The 19,503-nt window shown below is 39.1% G+C and carries 21 protein-coding genes; 12 read left to right on the top strand and 9 right to left on the bottom strand.

Features of this window, described 5'->3' with window-relative positions:
• The first annotated feature begins 9 nt into the window (after window positions 1-9).
• A complete protein-coding gene (locus tag VB715_RS04640) occupies window positions 10-291 on the top strand; it encodes a hypothetical protein (protein WP_323300021.1) in 282 nt (93 codons plus the stop codon).
• 9 nt (window positions 292-300) lie between these two features.
• Here VB715_RS04640 and VB715_RS04635 read toward each other — a convergent pair whose 3' ends face one another.
• A complete protein-coding gene (locus VB715_RS04635; protein ID WP_323300020.1) occupies window positions 301-792 on the bottom strand; it encodes a GNAT family N-acetyltransferase in 492 nt (163 codons plus the stop codon).
• Between the two features lie 12 nt (window positions 793-804).
• Complete coding sequence (locus VB715_RS04630; RefSeq protein WP_323300019.1) at window positions 805-966, bottom strand: hypothetical protein; 162 nt, start codon at window positions 964-966, stop codon at window positions 805-807.
• Between the two features lie 206 nt (window positions 967-1,172).
• On the opposite strand from VB715_RS04630, the gene VB715_RS04625 reads away from it, so the two are divergent.
• Together VB715_RS04625 and VB715_RS04620 are read left to right on the top strand one after the other, a co-directional pair.
• Complete coding sequence (locus VB715_RS04625; protein WP_323300018.1) at window positions 1,173-2,231, top strand: ribonucleotide-diphosphate reductase subunit beta; 1,059 nt, start codon at window positions 1,173-1,175, stop codon at window positions 2,229-2,231.
• 91 nt (window positions 2,232-2,322) lie between these two features.
• The gene (locus VB715_RS04620; protein ID WP_323300017.1) at window positions 2,323-2,778 is read left to right on the top strand and encodes a DUF29 domain-containing protein; all 456 of its coding nucleotides are present in this window, start codon (window positions 2,323-2,325) and stop codon (window positions 2,776-2,778) included.
• A gap of 21 nt (window positions 2,779-2,799) precedes the next feature.
• Here the strand turns inward: VB715_RS04620 and VB715_RS04615 are convergent, their stop codons facing one another.
• Both VB715_RS04615 and VB715_RS04610 read right to left on the bottom strand, forming a co-directional pair.
• Complete coding sequence (locus tag VB715_RS04615; protein ID WP_323300016.1) at window positions 2,800-3,546, bottom strand: ABC transporter ATP-binding protein; 747 nt, start codon at window positions 3,544-3,546, stop codon at window positions 2,800-2,802.
• 52 nt (window positions 3,547-3,598) lie between these two features.
• Entirely contained in the window at window positions 3,599-3,823 is a 225-nt protein-coding gene (locus VB715_RS04610; RefSeq protein WP_323300015.1) for a ferredoxin family protein, read from the bottom strand.
• 135 nt (window positions 3,824-3,958) lie between these two features.
• Between VB715_RS04610 and VB715_RS04605 the strand changes: the two genes are divergently transcribed.
• The gene (locus VB715_RS04605; protein ID WP_323300014.1) at window positions 3,959-5,101 is read left to right on the top strand and encodes an AZOBR_p60025 family cell surface glycopolymer formation protein; all 1,143 of its coding nucleotides are present in this window, start codon (window positions 3,959-3,961) and stop codon (window positions 5,099-5,101) included.
• A 31-nt stretch (window positions 5,102-5,132) separates the two neighbouring features.
• Here the strand turns inward: VB715_RS04605 and VB715_RS04600 are convergent, their stop codons facing one another.
• Window positions 5,133-6,284 carry a glycosyltransferase family 4 protein gene (locus VB715_RS04600; RefSeq protein WP_323300013.1) on the bottom strand — a complete coding sequence of 384 codons (1,152 nt, stop codon included), beginning with the start codon at window positions 6,282-6,284 and terminating at the stop codon, window positions 5,133-5,135.
• A 200-nt stretch (window positions 6,285-6,484) separates the two neighbouring features.
• Complete coding sequence (locus VB715_RS04595) at window positions 6,485-6,952, bottom strand: DUF29 domain-containing protein (RefSeq protein WP_323300012.1); 468 nt, start codon at window positions 6,950-6,952, stop codon at window positions 6,485-6,487.
• A gap of 224 nt (window positions 6,953-7,176) precedes the next feature.
• On the opposite strand from VB715_RS04595, the gene VB715_RS04590 reads away from it, so the two are divergent.
• Entirely contained in the window at window positions 7,177-7,755 is a 579-nt protein-coding gene (locus VB715_RS04590) for a CHRD domain-containing protein (protein WP_323300011.1), read from the top strand.
• Here VB715_RS04590 and accC read toward each other — a convergent pair.
• Window positions 7,750-9,117, bottom strand: a complete 1,368-nt coding sequence (gene accC / locus VB715_RS04585) for an acetyl-CoA carboxylase biotin carboxylase subunit (protein WP_323300010.1) — start codon at window positions 9,115-9,117, stop codon at window positions 7,750-7,752. The genes VB715_RS04590 and accC overlap by 6 nt on opposite strands.
• A gap of 493 nt (window positions 9,118-9,610) precedes the next feature.
• On the opposite strand from accC, the gene VB715_RS04580 reads away from it, so the two are divergent.
• From VB715_RS04580 to VB715_RS04565, 4 genes are all read left to right on the top strand, one after another.
• Entirely contained in the window at window positions 9,611-11,887 is a 2,277-nt protein-coding gene (locus VB715_RS04580) for a GGDEF and EAL domain-containing protein (RefSeq protein WP_323300009.1), read from the top strand.
• A gap of 163 nt (window positions 11,888-12,050) precedes the next feature.
• Window positions 12,051-12,938: a choice-of-anchor N protein gene (locus tag VB715_RS04575; protein ID WP_323300008.1), complete on the top strand. Its 888-nt coding sequence runs from the start codon at window positions 12,051-12,053 to the stop codon at window positions 12,936-12,938.
• 414 nt (window positions 12,939-13,352) lie between these two features.
• Complete coding sequence (locus VB715_RS04570; protein ID WP_323300007.1) at window positions 13,353-14,246, top strand: AEC family transporter; 894 nt, start codon at window positions 13,353-13,355, stop codon at window positions 14,244-14,246.
• A gap of 52 nt (window positions 14,247-14,298) precedes the next feature.
• A complete protein-coding gene (locus tag VB715_RS04565) occupies window positions 14,299-14,892 on the top strand; it encodes a nitroreductase family protein (RefSeq protein ID WP_323300006.1) in 594 nt (197 codons plus the stop codon).
• Between the two features lie 81 nt (window positions 14,893-14,973).
• Here the strand turns inward: VB715_RS04565 and VB715_RS04560 are convergent, their stop codons facing one another.
• On the bottom strand, window positions 14,974-15,429 hold the full coding sequence (locus tag VB715_RS04560) for a hypothetical protein (RefSeq protein ID WP_323300005.1): 456 nt from the start codon (window positions 15,427-15,429) through the stop codon (window positions 14,974-14,976).
• 161 nt (window positions 15,430-15,590) lie between these two features.
• On the opposite strand from VB715_RS04560, the gene cobS reads away from it, so the two are divergent.
• Window positions 15,591-16,376 (top strand): adenosylcobinamide-GDP ribazoletransferase, encoded by a 786-nt coding sequence (cobS, locus tag VB715_RS04555; protein WP_323300004.1) that lies wholly within the window; start codon window positions 15,591-15,593, stop codon window positions 16,374-16,376.
• Here cobS and VB715_RS04550 read toward each other — a convergent pair.
• On the bottom strand, window positions 16,366-16,824 hold the full coding sequence (locus VB715_RS04550) for a PPC domain-containing protein (protein ID WP_323300003.1): 459 nt from the start codon (window positions 16,822-16,824) through the stop codon (window positions 16,366-16,368). The genes cobS and VB715_RS04550 overlap by 11 nt on opposite strands.
• Before the next feature lie 202 nt (window positions 16,825-17,026).
• Here VB715_RS04550 and VB715_RS04545 point away from each other — a divergent pair, with 202 nt between their 5' ends.
• Window positions 17,027-17,530, top strand: coding sequence for a hypothetical protein (locus tag VB715_RS04545; RefSeq protein ID WP_323300002.1), 504 nt, complete (start codon window positions 17,027-17,029; stop codon window positions 17,528-17,530).
• Window positions 17,531-17,666: 136 nt separating this feature from the next.
• A complete protein-coding gene (locus VB715_RS04540; RefSeq protein ID WP_323300001.1) occupies window positions 17,667-19,487 on the top strand; it encodes a penicillin-binding protein 2 in 1,821 nt (606 codons plus the stop codon).
• The last annotated feature ends 16 nt before the right edge of the window (window positions 19,488-19,503 follow it).

Genomic DNA, 19,503 nt, shown 5'->3' with positions numbered 1-19,503 from the left:
CTGTCAACTATGATCAAAAAAGGTAGAATCTACTGTTTTCAAGCGGATTATCGAGCATCCAACCACTTTAATGAACATCGTGTTCCTGATTGGTTATCTTTAGAAGTTCATTGGCAAGGTTATTGTATTTCAACGGTGCCTTGGGTTGCTGATGTCGCTCGCATTTTAGGAATTTTGCCCATTGATGATACCCCAGAAGCTTGGATTAGTTATTTAGAAAGTTTAGGTCTTAGGGGCGTAACACAGGTAGGTTGCGAAGATTTTTTTGAAGATAGGTTGTATTGTTTATAATCTTTGAACCTACTGAACTGATTTAAACATGAAGCGAGATTGAGTTTTAAAGCCTAAATTATCATAAAGATTGAGGGCCGGTTGATTAATATCAAATACTTGTAATCCGAGTTGATGATTCCCTTGTGAGATCACCCAAGTTTTTGCCTGATTAATCAACTGAGTTGCTAACCCTCGACGACGGTGTTGCGGCATTACATAAATTAAGAATATATGACCATAGCGATCGCCTGTTACTTGATCAATTCCCGTCCCCATCCAAAGACAGGCCACAGGGGAAACTGACGGCAATTTATCTTCCTCCAATATAATCCACCAGAGGGGAGTTTTGGCAGAAAAATATTGGGACACCGTTTTCTTGAGGTGGCTAAAATCCGACTGCTCAGGAAACAATTCTTGATAAGTCAGCTGCATAAACTTTAATAGTTTAGCGTGATCAAGCGTTGAACCTCTTTGGAGTTGATAGGGAGAGGGTAAGTCCGTCCCTTGCTTTGTTTCCATTTTAACAATAGTTTATCCCACATCCCAAACTACACTAGACATTCCCAGATCATCAATGGGAGCAGGAGCCGCTAAATCTGAGGGTAAGAAAGCACGGGCCGTTACAGCTACCAAAGCGACTAAAAAAATCAAGACAATCAACAAAGGCGCAATATATTGACGAAAAAATACCATTTGATTCCTTGAATTACAAGAGATGATGAATTATTATATTATAGTCGATTGTATAATTAAGATGCAGGATTGATCTTAGTTGAATACTTTTAAGAGCTAACCATAATATGAATCTAACTTTAACCTAAAAATAGCCTAACAACTTCCCTTCAATTTCAAAAAATGTTGTATAATCAAGCAATAAACCTTAAAAATAAAGTCAAATAATGGTCGTCATTAATCAAAAACAAATGCCCATCAACCCTATCTTTAACCCAGAAGGAGATGATGCAACAGAAAACCGATCTATCTGGTTTGGTAATACAACTAATTTAATGCAGTTAAATGATGTTCGTTATACTTGGGCAGTGGGTTTATATCAACAAATGCGGGAAAATTTCTGGATTCCTCAGCGTCTAGATATTACCCAAGATGTCACTGATTATGCTAATTTAACCGAAGATGAACGGTACGCTTATGATGGCATTCTATCCTATCTTACCTTTTTAGATTCTGTTCAAACCTGCAATATTCCTCACATAAAAAGCAGTGTTACTGCTCCAGAAATAAGTCTCTGTATGGCAGAACAGATTTCTCAAGAAGGAATGCACAATCAAAGTTATCAATACATTATTGAAACTATTATTCCTCCAGATAGAAGAAGTCAAGTTTATGATTTTTGGCGCACGGATAAAGTCTTAAAAGACCGTTGTCAATTCATTGCCACATTATACCAAAAATATATTGATAATGCAACGGCTGAAAACTATTTCATCGCCTTACTTGCGGACTTTTTATTAGAAGGATTATACTTCTACAATGGCTTCATTTACTTCTATAACTTGGCTTCTAGGATGTTAATGCCAGGGTCAGCCGACATTTTCAAAATGATTAATCGAGATGAACTAAGCCATGTTAGATTGTATCAAAAATTGATCCCAGAAGCCCGAAAAATTTTTCCTCATTCCCTGGAACAAATCTATGAAATGTTTGACATGGCCGTTGAACATGAATGCCGTTGGACTAACCATATTGTGGGCAATAATATCTTAGGAATTACGGAATCAAGTACGGAAAAATATACCAAATATCTCGCCAATATTCGCTTACGTTCTATTGGTTTAGAACCCCTTTATCCAGAACCAAAATACAACAAAAGTCCCTACAGCCATTTAGAGAGATTTTCTGATACTAAAAAAGAAGGTCATACTAAAGCAAATTTCTTTGAAGCAACCGTTACCAGTTATGTCATGTCTTCTGGAGTGACAGGATGGGATGAAATTTAGATTTCTTAATCTAAAAGAGTAAAAGTAAGTAGCTAATCATTTAAAAAGTATTAGCTACAATCCAAATTATTTGAATAGGAAATCAAGTAAAATGTCAATACAAATTTCATCAAAAATATCAAATTTGTATCAAGAAGATTTTAATTTATGGTTAGAAAGGATGGTTGACTTATTGCGGGAAGGTAAATTATTAGAGATTGATTATCCAAATCTTATTGAGGAATTAGAAAGCATGGGGAGAAGTGAGAAAAATGCTTTAAAAAGTAATTTAAGAATTTTATTAATGCACTTACTAAAATATCAGTATCAACCTCAAAAAAGAAGCAATAGTTGGCGTTATACCATTAGTGAAAATCGTCACAGAATTGCCGATAGTTTAGAAAATAGTCCAAGTTTAAGGCTTTTTTTAGCAGATAATTTTGAACAATGTTATCAAGGAGCAAGACGCTTAGCATCTGATGAAACTGGCCTATCTCTTAATATGTTTCCCGAAGATTGTCCTTTTCTGTTAGATGAAGTGATAGACATGAATTATTTGCCTGATTAAAAAACTAACAAAACATTGAAATTATGATGATGATTTTTCATCTCTGGTATCTTGATAAGCGGCCCCTAAATATAATTGTCCCACTTTGGGGTCGTTTAATAACTCTTTTCCCGTTCCTTCAAAGCGATCGCGTCCACTTTCTAATACATATCCCCGATCTGCCATCATTAACGCTTTCTTAGCGTTTTGTTCCACTAAAACAACGGCTTTTCCCGTCAAATTGATGGCCTTAATTTGTTCAAATACACTATTAACTAAAATGGGAGATAAGGCCGCCGAAGGTTCATCTAACAATAAGACATCAGGATCTAGCATTAAGGCCCGTCCCATCGCTAACATTTGTCTTTCTCCCCCTGATAAAGTGCCGGCCCGTTGACGACGACGTTCAGCAAGTCGGGGAAACATGGTGTAAATTCGTTGTTTTTGCTGTTTCAAAGAACCATGACTAATAAAGGCCCCCATCTCTAAATTTTCCTCGATAGTTAGGGCAGAAAAAACATTAGAAATCTGAGGAACATAACACATTCCTAATTTAACAATTTCATCGGATTTTAGCCCCGTAATCTCCTGTCCTTTAAAAATAATTTTACCTTGATTCGCCTTTAATAGTCCAAAAATTGTTTTTACTAACGTAGATTTTCCCGCCCCATTAGGGCCAATTACAGTGACTAATTCCCCCATTGCAATACGAAAATTAATGCCCTGTAGGATATTCAAATCTTTTACATATCCGGCATAAACATCATGAACTTCGAGGATATTTTCCATAACTAAAATGATAACATCTTAAACTTATCCCTGGAAAAATGCTAACTTAAGGTTAGGGCGTTTTTTGCAATTCTGGTCGTTCTTCGGGAACAATTGCCCCTTCTACCGGACAAACTTGTAGACAAATTCCGCAGTCAATACAAGTCGTAAAATCAATCCAATACCAATCAGTTCCCTTGGCATTTTTACCCGGCCCTTCATGAATACAAGCCACGGGACAAGCATCTACACAGTCGGCAACGCCTTCACAGGTTTCAGTGACAATAGTATGGGGCAAGGTTTTTCTCCTTTGAGTTTGATTCTACAGTTTGTTATTGTAAACTATCTCGGTCAACCTGACTAGATCTAATCAAGTTTTTTTATTCCATTCTTTTGCTAGAATACCTTTGACAAAAAAATATTTTTATCAAAAATGCTCAAAAGTGCTAGGTTTAAACTCTCCCCAGAAATCATCAATTTATTAATTGCTTGTGTGGTAGTTCTTGCTGTTACACTCTATTTTTATTTTAGCAAATTTGATGGCAATATTACAGGTTTTTTTCGCATTGGTTCAATTTTACCCCTTTCCCCCTATCTTAATGCTGATCAAACTTTGATTTATCAAGGAGAAATTGGTTATGATGGACAACAATTTTTAAGCTTAGCTCTTGATCCTTTTTTACAAAATCCGGAAACAATTAACGCCCTTGATCATCCTATTTATCGGTATCGGCGTATTTTATATCCTTTATTAAGTTATGTTTTTAGTTTTGGCTATCGTCCCTTAATTCCCTATATGATGGTAGCAATTAATGCCCTTTCAATTATTACGATTGTGGGGCTAATTAACCTTTATTTTAAATCAGATAATAAGTTTAAATATCAGCCCCTACTTACCTTATGTATTCCTGGGGTTTGGATGGTATTATCTTTAGGCACGGCTGACTTATTAAGTAGTGTCTTCTTAATCGCCGCTTTTTATTGTTATCGTGATCATAAATACTTAGGGACTGGCATTTTTATTAGTTTAGGTTGTTTGACCAGAGAAACATTATTAATTATCTGGTTTTCTCTCTTTTTAGCTAGTCTTTTACAACAAAGAATGAAGCAGATTAACTATTTATTAGTTGCCTTACTTCCTCCTATTTTTTGGACTGTTTATATTACTTTTTTAAATTTACCGGGAAAAGTCAGAGTCAAAGATAACTTTGGTCTTCCTTTGATGGGCATTATCAATAAATTTACGGCTCTTTTGACCGGGGGATTAAACGGGAGAAACTTGTTTGAAGCTTATCTTTTTATCCTGTTATTGATGAGTTTTATCGCAATTTTCATGATTTATCTAAAAAACAGACAAGCTAACGTATTAATACAAATTAGCAATAGTTTTTATAGCCTCATGTTTACTTTTAGTAGCATCACAATTTTAGGTTATTATTTAGATTATTCACGGGTCTTTATGGATGTTTATTTTTTACTTTTACTGAGTTGGAATACCAGTAAAATTCCTGGCAAAACCTTCCTATTATCGGCATCAGGATTAAGTAGTGTAGCCTTCTTGTTCCTACATTCCTAGGGGGAAGAAGTTATTCAAGTGCTAATATCAATCAAGAAATATGACCCATGACAGGAAAATTAGGCTTCTTTAAAACTTGCTGATATAATCTTTCAACCCGCGAAATATTCTTAGTCAAAGAATAGCGTTCTAAAACCCGTTGTCTGGCTTTTTGTCCCAACAATTGGGTAATTTCGCTATGCTCTCTAAATAGAGGTAATAGAGTTTTCAATTGAGTCGTTACTCCTTGGGTATTTAACACGACACCGGCCCCATCTTCCAACACTTCTCCGTCGGCCCCCGCATCCGTGGCAATACAAGCGACACCACAGGCCATGGCCTCCAATAAAGACAAAGATAACCCTTCCACCAAAGAAGGCAAAATAAAGACATCAGCGGCCCGTAAAATATCAATACGCCGTTGTTCATCCGCAATAAACCCCAACCAATGAATGCCATATTCCCGGCCATAAAAAGGTTCTAAAGAGGGTTTAAGAGGGCCATCTCCCACAATTAATAATTTACTATCCCGGCCCATATTGGTATGTTTCCACGCCTTCAGTAACGCTTCTACATTCTTTTCTGTGGCAATTCGTCCCACATAGACAAATAAACGCTTCGCTTTAACCTGAGACTTCACATAAGAAACCCCAGGAGAATATTTAATCAAATCAACCCCATTGGGAATTACAGCTAATCTTTCTTCAGGAACCCCCAATTTCATCAATAATTCTTGTTGGAGACGAGAAAAAACGATGACCTGATCATAATTAGCCAAAAAAGGCGCATAAAGCTGATAAGTTAAAAATTGAGTACTTGACTTAAGATTCCGCAACTTGCTGTCAAAGGGTGGATGAAACGTGGCAATGAGGGGTAAATTTAAGGCCTGACAAATTTCAGGCAGTCGGAAATCTAGGGTAGATAAAGTTAAAGACGCATGAACAATATCAGGTTTTAATTTGGCCAAAGCATCCATCAAAACTTTACTGGATTTCGGGGTGGGGATAGTGTAAACCTGAGATTTGTAGAGAAAAGGCAAGAAAACCTCTGGACAGTCGGGCCGGTTAATCTGATGGGAATCTTCTTCGGAAAAATGAATAAAACTGACCTGATACCCATGATCTAGAAGAGCATTAGTCACTTCCCGACCATAAGTAACATTTCCACAGAAAGGGGATTTTTTCCCTAGCCAAGCGATGTGCATTCAGATATAAAGACAGATGGTTATAACGAACTGATTAAGTGTAAATTAGCTTTAATTGTATGGGTAAAAGGATGAGATAGATTAGCCAATTTGTCAATTGCTCTCATCAGTTTCTTGATGCAACCGGACAACTCAGCTACCAATCATCGGGAAAAGTCCTCTAAGTTGATTATCAGACTAAGATAGCATGAGTTTAGGGATTATCGCCCGTAGAAATCCTCATCGAGAATCTGCTCGACGGAAAAAGGACAGATCAGAGGATACTCACTTTCTTCTGGCACCCGCACCCCAAACTTCCCCAACTTCCCTTGCTTAATCGCCAGTTTCCGACCTTGTGGATAAGCTTTGGCGATCGCCTCTCTAAGAAAACTCTGGAGTGAAGGCGTATCTACCAAATTATTGAGAACTCGCTGACGATGTTCAACCACTGAACTATACCAACTGCCCTTCATACTATCAGGTACATCATGCTGAACCGTCAATTTGAGTAAATGTGCTAACAAAATCATGAGATTGCTTCTCAGTGCATTTTTTTCCGATTTACCCAAATCAACTAACTCCTCAATCAAATTCTCAATATCCAAGGACTCAAATTCACGATTTTTTAATTGACTAATCGTTTGCTCAATCCAAAGTTGCAGATCGTAATCGTATAGCGTGTTAGACATTCCTTAGATCTACTCCTAGCCATCAAACCTTATTAGCTCTCTATTTTACTATTAATTTTCTGGGCTATAAATTACTCGAAAAAGTTATTAACCCTTGAAAATTGTTCGAGACTGTTGTTAGAATTTTGAAAAAATCATTGTCAATTCAAACAAGATTTTTCCCTGCTCTCAAACAACTTCATTTTATTAAGGATAGATTTACCGTGAAAGGTTTATTGCCAACCATGTTTCTTGCAGTCACGATAGTGGCCACAGTCCCCGTAAGTCAGGCACAGGCAGCAACAACGGTCTTTGCTGCGAATCTGGCCGGATCAAACGAGTCCCCACCTGTTGCCTCTGCGGGGACAGGAACAGCCATTGTTACCCTTGATGACATTGCCAACACGATGCGCGTTCAAGTAACCTTTAGTGGACTAACAGGGAACACAACTGCTGCTCATATCCACAGTGCGACTGCCGTTCCTGGTGTCGGTAATATTGGGGTTGCGACACCGGTTCCTACCTTTCCTAGCTTTCCGTTAGGTGTGACTAGCGGAACCTATGACCAACTTTTTGATATGACGCTGGCATCCTCTTACAACCCTACTTTCATCACGAACAACGGTGGCACCACGGCAAATGCCCAGATTGCTCTTTTTGACGGGATTAAGTCGGGTCGTGCTTACCTGAATCTTCATACAACTGCCTCCCCTAGTGGTGAAATCCGAGGGTTTTTTGTATCTGTACCAGAACCCACTTCTGTCCTCAGTCTTCTTGCTCTCGGAACCCTTGGGCTAGTCTCAACCCTAAAACGCAAACTATAGCAGTACATTTTTTGATTGATTCATAACGTGTTCTTCCACAAAATTTGTATAAACATCCCCTGCTAAAAAGGCGGGGGTTTCTAATACCCGTCGATGGAAATCAATAGTAGTGGGAATGCCTGTAATAGCACATTCTCTTAAAGCCCGTTTCATGCGTTTTATTGCTGTATGACGATCAGGCCCCCACACAATTAACTTACCAATTAAAGAATCATAATAGGGGGGAATTTCATAATCTGTATAAACATGAGAGTCCATTCTCACTCCTGGGCCACCAGGGGGAAGATAACCGCTAATTCTGCCTGGATGGGGACGAAAATTGAGGTCAGGATCTTCGGCATTGATCCGACATTCGATCGCATGGCCTTTTAATTGCACTTCATGTTGTTTTAACTGTAATCGTTCCCCTTGGGCAATGCGAATTTGTTCCGTAATTAAATCTAACCCTGTAATCATTTCCGTCACAGGATGTTCGACTTGGATACGGGTATTCATTTCCATAAAATAGAAATTCCCCTTATTATCCACCAAAAACTCGACGGTTCCTGCTCCCACATAATCAATAGACTTGGCCGCTTTAACTGCCGCTTTACCCATTTTGTCCCGTAATTGGGGCGTTAGAAAGGGGCTAGGGGCTTCTTCTAACAGCTTTTGGTGACGACGCTGAATCGAACAATCTCTTTCCCCTAAATGAATTACATTGCCATAACTATCAGCTAAAATTTGAAACTCAATATGACGGGGACGTTCAATAAACTTTTCTAAATAAACCCCGGCATTACCAAAGGCCGCTTCTGCTTCCCCTTGGGCCGCATGAAACAGACGAGAAAACTCGCTTTCTTCCATTACCAGGCGCATTCCTCGTCCACCACCCCCCGCAGTGGCTTTAATCATTACAGGATAGCCAATATCACGGGCAATAGTTAGGGCTTCTTGTTCACTGCCAATTAGTCCCCAGCTTCCAGGTACCGTCGGAACCCCGGCTTTTTGCATGGTTTTTTTGGCGGTAGATTTGTCTCCCATGGAACGAATGGCATCAGGAGAGGGGCCAATAAAGGTAATTTGATGATCGGCACAAATCTCAGCAAATCGGGCATTTTCTGCTAAAAATCCGTATCCTGGATGAATCGCGGTGGCGTTACGGGTGAGGGCCGCTGAAATGATATTGGGAATATTGAGGTAACTTTTACCGCTTGCGGGGGGGCCGATACACACACTTTCATCAGCTAATTGAACATGAAGTGCCTGACGGTCTATGGTAGAGTGAACGGCAACTGTCGCAATGCCGAGTTCTTCACAACTGTGTAAAATTCGTAAGGCGATCTCCCCGCGATTCGCAATCAGGATTTTGGAAAATTGCATCGTTTAACCTGTGCATAAACAGTTATATCTAGTAGGATATCTGGTTTTGTCCTTCTGATGTTAGGTTTGGGGTAAGCCAGTGAGGGAGTGAGGGGAGAAAATCCTTAATTGATAGATAAATGAGTTAATCCTTCCCCTTATTAAATTTTTTTAAGTATTAATACTCAATTTGTTATCAGGTTTAACTGTCTATGCTACATCATCAATACAAATAATTCTATGATTATGATAGATTGACAAGATTTTTACTTTTAACTGATAAATTTGGGTAATTTTTGGTATGGACGAATTTTTAAATAGGGATATCTTGGTAGTAATTACACTTAATTTTTCAAAACTTTATCCCTAAAAATTCAAGAGAAAGATAATATCAGTTTCTTGTCTATACTTAATAGGATACCTATGCAATCCGTTGGGAAATGATTTAGGACAAAGATATAGTGGATAATGGTCAAAAAATCCTTAATCTTATCAAATTTTCATTTAAGCGATTATGAATCAGAAATCTTTAAATATTAATCTTACCGATCATCAGTCAGAGAAACTTAGACAATATTGTCAAAAAACGGGACAAACCGAATCAGACGCAATCAGAGAGTTCATTAATTTATTAGATGATTCTAGCTTAATAGAAGTCTCTAAAAACATGAGAGAATTCCCAGAATCAACAAAGAAAGAAAACTTTTTACAATTAGTATTAGATAATATTCCTCAACTTATTTTTTGGAAAAATAATGAATCAATTTTTTTAGGATGTAATCGTTTATGGGCCAAAGTATCTGGGTTAGAAAATCCTGATGAAGTCAAAGGGAAAACCGACTATGAGATTTATAATTCTCAAAATAGTCAACATTTAGCTCCCCCAGTTCGTAACCTTGATTATTATCTTGAACAGGATCGCAAAATCATAGAAACAGGAATCCCTGAATTACATTTTATTGAACATAAACAAAATCCAGACGGGCAAGAAGTTTGGTATGATACCAATAAAATTCCTATCAAAGATTCTCAGGGTAATATTGTCGGAATTCTAGGAACTATTGAAAATATTACTGAGAGGAAATTAACAGAAAGAGCTTTATTTGAAGAAAAAAAACTCGCTCAAATTACTTTGCAATCTATTGGTGAAGCTGTCATTACTACCAATGAGAAAGGAATGATTAGAGAACTTAATCTAATGGCTCAAGAATTAACCGGATGGACAGAACCAGAAGCCATCAGAAAGCCACTTATAGAGGTTTTATGCCTAAGAGATGAAACCGGGGAACCTCTGGAAGATTTACTCACTGAAATCTTCCAAAAAAACAGAAGTCAGGAGGTGAGAAATTCAGCTATTTTAGTTGCTAAAGATAAAAGGCAATATGCAATTGAAAATATTATTACGCCCCTTCTTAGTCCAGAATGTGAACTGTTAGGAACTGTCGTGATTTTTCGTGATATCACCCAATCGGCAAAATTGGCGAATCAGTTATCATGGGAAGCGAGTCATGATGCTTTAACAGGATTAATTAATCGACGGGAATTTGAACAACAATTAAGAATCGCTTTGGAGGAAATAAAAACTCAAAAAAATAACTATATTTTATGCTATTTAGATTTAGACCAATTTAAAATAATTAATGATACCTGTGGACATATTGCTGGGGATGAATTACTGAGACAAATTACTCATTTATTGCAACAAAGAGTCCGTGCTGCTGATATTTTAGCAAGACTGGGAGGGGATGAATTTGCCCTATTACTTAAAGGTTGTTCTCTTGAACAAGCAGAAACGATTGCCCAAACATTAAGACAATTAGTAAAAGACTTTCGTTTCACTTGGGAAAAGCAGATTTTTTCCCTGGGAGTTAGTATTGGAATGGTTGTCATTAATGAAGATATTCATAGTGTTGCTCGTGTCCTCAATGAAGCAGATATTGCCTGTTATACGGCTAAACAAAAAGGAAGAAACTGCATTTATGTTTATCAAAAAAATGATCATCAATTAGGTAAAAAACGGGGAGAAAACCAATGGTTTTCTAGACTAAATGAAGCCCTTAAAGAAAACCATTTTTGTCTTTATTCTCAATCAATTGTTCCCTTGCGATCGCAGAAAAAAACTTACCATGAAATTTTGCTGAGATTATTAGATGAATCGGGTAATATTATTTTGCCTATGGCATTTATTCCAGTGGCTGAACGCTATAATTTAATGTGGAGAATTGATCAGTGGGTCATTGAAAATTTTTTAAGAGTGTATGGCAATTATTGTCAAGAAAAATCTAGTCAGAGACTAGAATTACCAGCCAGTTTATATATGATTAATCTCTCAGTGGATAGTCTCAAGAATCATCAATTTATAGAGTTTGTTCAAGAACAATTATCTCGCTTTAATGTTAATCCTCAACATCTCTGTTTTGAAATTACCGAAACAGTGGCAATTACTCATTTTAATCAAACCTTTAAATTAATTGAATCTTTGAAACCCTTGGGTTGTTCTTTTGCTCTGGATGATTTCGGTAGTGGCATTAGTTCTCTATCCTATCTTAAAAATTTACCTGTAGATTATTTAAAAATCAATGTAAATAATCTTAATAATTCAGACATAAATTCCGTAGATTATACCTTAATTGATTGTTTTAATCGCATTGGTCATGTGATGGGTATAGAAACCATTGCCGAATTTGTGGAAAATCAGGAAACTTTGGCAAAATCACGGGAAATTGGCATTGATTATGGTCAAGGATTTGAGTTTGATCAACCCACACCTTTTATCATTTTACCTAGATGAGTCACGAGAAAACAGACAATAATTAGAGATAAACTATACAAAATTAGACAATAACGTATAAAGTTAGACATTTTTAAACTATGGCATTTTCTCAATTAATGAGCTAAACTTGCTTAGTAATCAATACTTAAATAAATATATTAAGAATATATAAGCTAAAACTATGAACAAACTCTTTTCAACTTTAGTGGCTGCTTCTCAGCCTCTCTCATCTGTGTTAGCGACTGGTGCTGCATTGACTGCCAGCTTACTGGCATCTTCCCTATTCTCTCCCGCTTTCGCTATTCCTAACTTACAGTTGAATGTTACGGGGGGTACTTACCTCTCTGGTGATGAATCTGGCACTAATGTCGATGGTAGCGGTGGAACTATCAACCCATTTACCCTGAATCTCCTCTGTCAAACTGCTAACGGTAATAATGCGAATCGGAATATTTGTCCGACAAACAACTATTTCTTTTCCATCGCGCTGCTTGATGCGGGTATGAATTCCCTTACTAATGGCTTTGATTTTACTAACATTGGCTCCTTTAGCGTTAAAAATCTTGCGACCAATCTAACAACAATCTACACTCCTAACTCTACTGATTTCAGTTTTGGACATCCAGGAACTTCGGCAAGTGGTGCTTTACAACCTCACGGTGTTTTTGATACTTGGTATAAGGAAGTATCCATCGGGAACTTCGCCACAAGTCCCAAGACGTTGTCAGTTGACGCAGTAAATGCTAACGCTGGATTCGATCCAACAGCGGGTACTCAATGCCCCCCCAATTCAGGATGTGATATGTTCTATCAACAATTTGAGATTGATATTGCTAATCTCAGCAACCAGGTTAAGCTCCATTTCGACTTTTACAACAAGAACGCGAATGGAAGTGTTAAACAGAACGCTCCTTTCTCTCATGATGTCGTGTCCACCGTCGGTGGCGGTGGAAATCCTCCAGACGAAATTCCTCCAGACAACGTTCGTGATGTTCCAGAACCTTCAAGCCTATTAGGATTAATCGCTTTTGGCACATTAATCGCTGGCTCTTCTCTTAAGCGTAGATAATTGATGAGTGGGGGAAATGTTCCCCTTAGAATCCTATTTTCAGGACTAACGTACAGTTGCGTCAGTCTTATTTTTTTGGCTAAAAATTACTATTCAAGTATCAGTTAATACCAAATCCGGTTATCAAAATAGATTAACGTAGAGACGTTGCAGGCAACGTCTCTACTGGGTTTTGTTGGTTTTAATAACTCTACTTTTTAAAGCGGATTTGGTATAAGTCATTTATTTTCGGCAGAAACGATTAAACTGTGAGAAGGCTGTTTCCTGTTCCCTGACGCTGACACTCCTTTAGGGTTAAGCTATAATCTCAAAGCCCGCGAAAACGGGCTTGGTTTGTATAACCCCAGGGTTGAGACTGAGGGAATTTGAAAGAATGAAACAACCCTGAGTTAGTTATTGTCAATCAAGGATTAAATGACCGTTCTTTTACCTGCGATTATTCCTGTTGCGTTTATTATTTTTATTGGCTTTATTGCGGGTAAAACCCTCAAGCTTCAACAACAAACTCTCTCTCAATTAACTGTTTATATTTTAGCTCCTGCTTTGGTGGCAGATAGTTTATATACAACAACAATGTCCGCCGAAAGTGCGGCTAAATTATTGTTGGGAGTATTTATTATTGCTGCTGTGCTTTATTTATTAGTGTTAGGCGTTAGTTATTGGCTTAATTTATCATCCCTAATTCGGAAAAGTTTAATTGCCACCACCTTACATCCTAATAATGGTAATATGGGACTCTCTTTAGTGGATTTTGCCCTGGGTTCTGGGGGCTTAGATCGCGCTATTATTTATATGATTGGTTCCAGTATTTTGTTATTTGGCATTACGCCCGCTATTTTAGCAGGTAGTAGTTTAAAACATAGCTTAGGGGTGGTTTTTAAACTGCCTTTAATTTGGGCTATGATCGCGGGTTTAAGCCTGAGAGTCTTACAAATTAAACTGCCATTTAACTTAGGTGAAGGCTTACATCTATTGGGAGTAGCTGCAATTCCTATTGCTCTATTAATACTGGGAATGCAGCTTGCTGATACTAAGTTTAAAGTTAGAGAATTTGAATTTGCTTCCCTTAATTTACGCCTAATTATAGCTCCTTTGATTGCTTTTGTGACTGGAAAATTAATTAATTTAGAAACTTTAGATTTACAAGTTTTAATCCTACAAAGCTCCATGCCCACCGCCGTTAATACTTTAGTTTTAGTAACAGAATTTGGGGGTGATCCGCCTCTAGTTGCTCGGACAATTGTTGTCACAACTTTGCTGAGTTTTTTAACCTTACCTATGGTATTATGGTTGTCAACTAAATTATAAATGCTGTAAAATTTATCTAGACTCAAAAAGCTGTAAAAATTGAGACATCATTATGGAAAAACTCGCCCAAAATCACTATCCTCTCCATGAGTTAATTAAACAGCGTTGGAGTCCTTTAGCTTTTAATTCTCGTCCCGTTGAACCCGAAAAAATTGGTAGCTTATTAGAAGCCGCTAGATGGGCTGCTTCTTGTTATAATGATCAACCTTGGTTTTTTATTATCGCTACTCAAGATCAGCCTAAAGAATTTGAAAAACTGTTAAATTGTATCGTAGCAGCTAATCAGAAATGGGCTAAAGATGCCCCAATTTTAATAATTTCTGTGGCTAGATTGTCCTTTAAACACAATAATAAACCCAATCGTCACGCCCTTCATGATGTGGGTTTAGCGATGGGAAATCTAACCTTACAGGCTCAATCTTTAGGGTTATTTTTGCATCAAATGGGAGGGTTTGATCAAGAAAAAACTAAGGAAACTTATCATATTCCTGAAAACTATGAACCAGTTGCTGCGATCGCCATTGGGTATCCAGGGAATGTTAATCAATTAGAATCAGATTTACAAGAGAGAGAATTATCTCCGCGAAATCGTAAACCCTTAGCAGAATTTGTCTTTCAGGATGATTGGGGAAATTCTTACTTTTAAATAAGCAAAAGTGCTTCCCCCAAAAGAAGAGTAGAAGCACTTATTAGAGGAATCAAACAACAATTTTGACAGAAAAAAAACTTAGAAAGGACAATCATCCTCATCATCTAATTGCATATCCCATTTAGCGGCTAAAACTTGAGTTACCATTGCTTCTAAAGCAGCAGCATCAAGGTTAGAATTACTATCAGGTATTGGGGAAGAATGGGTAACAGGCATCAGCCTTAAACGGCGGTTATCCTGAATTAAATCAAAATAGGTTGCTTGAGTGTCTGATCGCTGAAGTTGTAGATAATCGAAACTTTGAACATTAAGATAAAGAGAACGATTCGCTACAATGGTCGCTTGCTGGGGATCACTAAAAACTTCAACAATCCACCCCTCTCCTTCACTTTGTAACTGTCCATCAAGGGTATGAATATAACGCACCCGTCCGAGATCGTTAAGGATGCGTTTTATATCTTCGGCATTAATAATAATCCCAAAGTCAATAATGCAGGGAGCGGGAAATGGGTGTGAGGTATGGTCGTGACTCATAAGAAATTGCCTTCAAGCGCGACTATCTTGGCCAGTCTGGAGTTAAGATCCCTGGTCTTTGATTGGCCTGTAAGAGTGATTAGGGCTATGACATAATATTAACCTAATATTCCCTGGGGATTTCTTAAAGTTTGAATAAATTATGAAAAAAATAAGTATTAATGCTCAAAAAAATTCAGAACAAATTTATTGATTCCTTAACATCTCTGTTAGGGGCGATTACTTTTTACACAATTCTGCCCTTACCTCCCCATTGGCCCCTAAAATTTCAACGCCTGGCCCGTTGGGCCCCCCTCATTGGCTTGGGGTTAGGGGGAGGTTTAGGATTAGGAGATGAACTCTTAAAATTGATCGGGTTTCCCGTCGGGATCAGGAGTGCATTAATTATTGTCCTAGGGATTGCCATCACAGGGGGATTACATTTAGACGGGGTGATCGATAGTGCCGATGGTTTGGCCGTTACTGATCGCCAAAAACGGTTAATTGTCATGGAAGATAGCGTGACTGGGGCCTTTGGAGTGATGGCAGGGGTGAGCGTTATCGTCCTAAAAATCTTGGCCTTGGGGGAAATCTCTGATTATCGTTGGTGGGGGTTAATGGTGGCAGGTGGATGGGGAAGATGGGGACAAGTGAGCGCGATCGCCTTTTATCCCTATCTTAAACCCACCGGAAAAGGGGCCTTTCATAAACAACAAATCCGTCTCCCCCAAGATCTCTGCTGGGGGTTTCTCGCTTTGTGGGGGATGAGTGGACTATTAGCCTGGTTAAACCCTGATTTATGGGGATTAGGGGCGACGATGGGACTGATGGCAATGGCGATCGCCTTGGGGGTTGGCGCATGGTTTAATCAACGTTTAGGGGGTCATACCGGAGATACCTACGGTGCCGTAGTAGAGTGGACAGAAACCCTAATTTTATGTGTTTTAACCCTGGTATTTAGCGAGTGACAGGGCGTAACCGCGTCACCTTTAAGCGAAAATTGCCACTTCCCCTTTCCCCAAAGGCCCGGACACGGATGATATATTTGCCAGTTTCCGTAATCCGAGAAAATAACAGAGAATTGGTACTGCCATCAGGGCCATCATCATTTTCAGCGATGGTTGTGCCATCTTCTCCGATCAATAAAATAACACTATCAAATTCCTCTGACATGAGATCGATGGCCACTTGATCCCCCTGTTCGAGATCTACCAGATAATCTTTAGCAAAGCCTCCTTCTCCCGTGGGAATATCCTGAGTAGTCAGGCGATCAGAGACTTCCGCATCAGATTTAAGCGGGATCGGATTATAAAGTCCTTGCTGTCCTCGGACGGGTAAGGCCGTAAGTCCCACAACCAGAGAAAATAAAGCGATCGCCAGGCCATGAGAGGAAGATTTACCAAACAAATAGGTCATAAAATCTATAAAATGATGCGTAAACGGACTCCATTATAATCACAAGTTCCCGCTTAGAATCAGGGATCTTATGAAATCCCAAGAACAGGCAACATACTTTTACCTATCCCCGTCTACTGCAACCAAACGCTCTTAAGATTCTCATCGGAATCGTTTCATTAAATTCAATTTAAAATCGGAAAAGTTCTTACTTGAGGAGATTATGACTGCTGCACGCGATTACTCACCCACACCATCCCGATCCCGTTCATACCGTCGAAGAAAACCCTTGGCCCCCTCTGAGTCTTCTCAGTCTTTCCCTCGCCCTTCCAAGGTAACTCCCCTCCCCAAAACCTCTCAACAACTCCCCTTAGCCCTCCAGTTTCTCTTATTGGTACAAAAAAGTTCCACCACCCTTACCTGTTGTTTAGTGATGATCACCCTGGCCGTCTATGGTTGGACAGTTTACGCACCGACTCTGTGGACAAAAGAATTTTCCAAACTCAAAACCTTACAACGCAACGAACGTCAACTTGCCTCGACAAATGAAACCTTAAAGAATAAAATGGCACAACAAGCCGAACAACCTGGTTCTGGCTTAACTGAACCTAACCCCAATCAATCCCTGTTTCTGGCCCCAGCTGAGGTTCCTAAGATAAGTGTTCCTGTCACCCCAGCTTCCACCAAAGCACAACCCCTCATGCCAGATTCTCCCATTGCTTATTAATTGGGGGAGGGGAAATCGGCAATCGGAGGAGTTGACTCAGTTAAAATGGGCCAAACCATTGAAGTTGGCTAAATTGTCTCTAACTTCTTACTTCTAGCTTCTACCTTCATCCCTACTCCCCACACCTGAACAGGCCATGCGTAACTCTCGCTTTAAACAACGTCCTAGTCGTTCAAACCGTCCATCCTCTCCCAAATCTGTCCCTAGGGGTCGTTTATCGCGGCCTGTTAGGACTAAACCCCAACCCCCCCAAAAAAATCAACCGACTCCCTTACCAAAATTCCGCTTATTAATGGTTTGGGGGGTGCTGGTTGCTGGAATGTTGGGTTTAAGTTGGAAAATTTATCAGTTACAAATTGTTCAATCTCCAGAATTAAAAGAAAAGGCTCGTTCACAACAAACTGTTAATATTCGCCCCTATATTCCCCGACGTTCCATTATTGATAGTGAAAACAATATTCTAGCAACCGATCGCCTCGAATATATTCTTTATGTCCATCCGATTCAATTTAAGCTGCCTCAAGCAGAAGTGGCAGGCCAATTAAGTCCTATTTTAGAAAATAAAACCCCACAACAACTCATAGAACGATTCAAAGAGCGTAAAACAGGAATTCCTCTCGCACGGGGATTAACGGAAGGGGTGGCGGAACGGATTAAGGCCCTAAAACTTGATGGGGTAGAAGTCAATGAAACCTATCGTCGCTTTTATCCTCAGGAAAACGTGATGGCCGATGTGGTGGGTTTTGTGGACAATGAACGACAGGGCCAAGCGGGAATTGAATTAAGTCAAGAAAAGCTGTTAGAACGGGATTTAATGAGTCTTTATGTGCAAAGAACGGCTTTGGGTTCGATCATACCCAATTCTCTGCCTTCGGATTTGCTCAAATCCAATGATTGGCGGGTACAATTAACTATTGATATGCGCTTACAGCGGTCTGTCCGTTCTGCCCTACAACAACAGTTAAAGAAATTTAATGCTAAACGGGGGGCTGTCATTGTAATGGATGCAACGGATGGTTCTTTGTTGTCTTTGGTCTGTGAACCGACGTTTGATCCCAATCAATTTTATAAGTCTAAGGTAGAATTGTTAAAAAATTGGACAGTGAGTGACCTTTATGAACCCGGTTCGACTTTTAAACCGCTTAATATCGCCTTGGCCCTAGAAGCAGGGGTAATTGAACCGAATACAGTTATTTTTGATTCGGGTTTGGTGACAGTTGATGGCTGGAATATTTTCAACGCATCTAAGACAGGAAACGGCTCTATTAGTATTGCTGAGGTGTTACAAACCTCTAGTAATGTGGCTATGGTTCAGATCATGCGACGGTTGAATAAGGAAGATTATTATAAACGCTTACAAAAGCTAGAAATTAATCAAAAAACAGAGATTGATTTACCTGGGGAAGTCGCAGGAAGATTAAAAAATAAAGATATATTTACTGAGCGTTCTATTGAAACGGCAACGGCTTCTTTTGGTCAAGGTTTTTCTTTAACACCTATGAAGTTAATACAATTACATGGGGCTTTGGCCAATGGAGGTAAATTAGTGACTCCTCATCTGGTGAAGGGTTTAGTCGATGTGGAAGGAACACTACACTGGAAACCGAATTATGAGACAAAACAAATTATCTCCCCGAAAGTGACGAAAGAAGTGGTGGAGATGATGGAAACTGTTGTTAATAGCGGGTCAGGGGAAGCCGCAAAAATTCCTGGCTATCGTATTGGAGGGAAAACAGGAACGGCCCAAAAAGCGGGGCCGAGGGGGGGGTATTTGCCTAATGCCAAGATTACGAGTTTTGTCTCAATTTTGCCGATAGAGTCCCCTAGATACGTGGTTTTGGTGGTAGTGGATGAACCGCAAGGAGGCAATACCTATGGGTCAACAGTGGCCGCTCCTGTGGCTAAATTGGTGATTGATACGTTAATTTCTTTGAAGGGAATTCCCCCCTCGAAATAATACCAAATCCGGTTGT

This window comes from Crocosphaera sp. UHCC 0190, from assembly GCF_034932065.1.
In the GTDB taxonomy this organism is placed as follows: Bacteria; Cyanobacteriota; Cyanobacteriia; order Cyanobacteriales; family Microcystaceae; genus UHCC-0190.
This window is presented reverse-complemented; position numbering and strand designations above follow the sequence as displayed.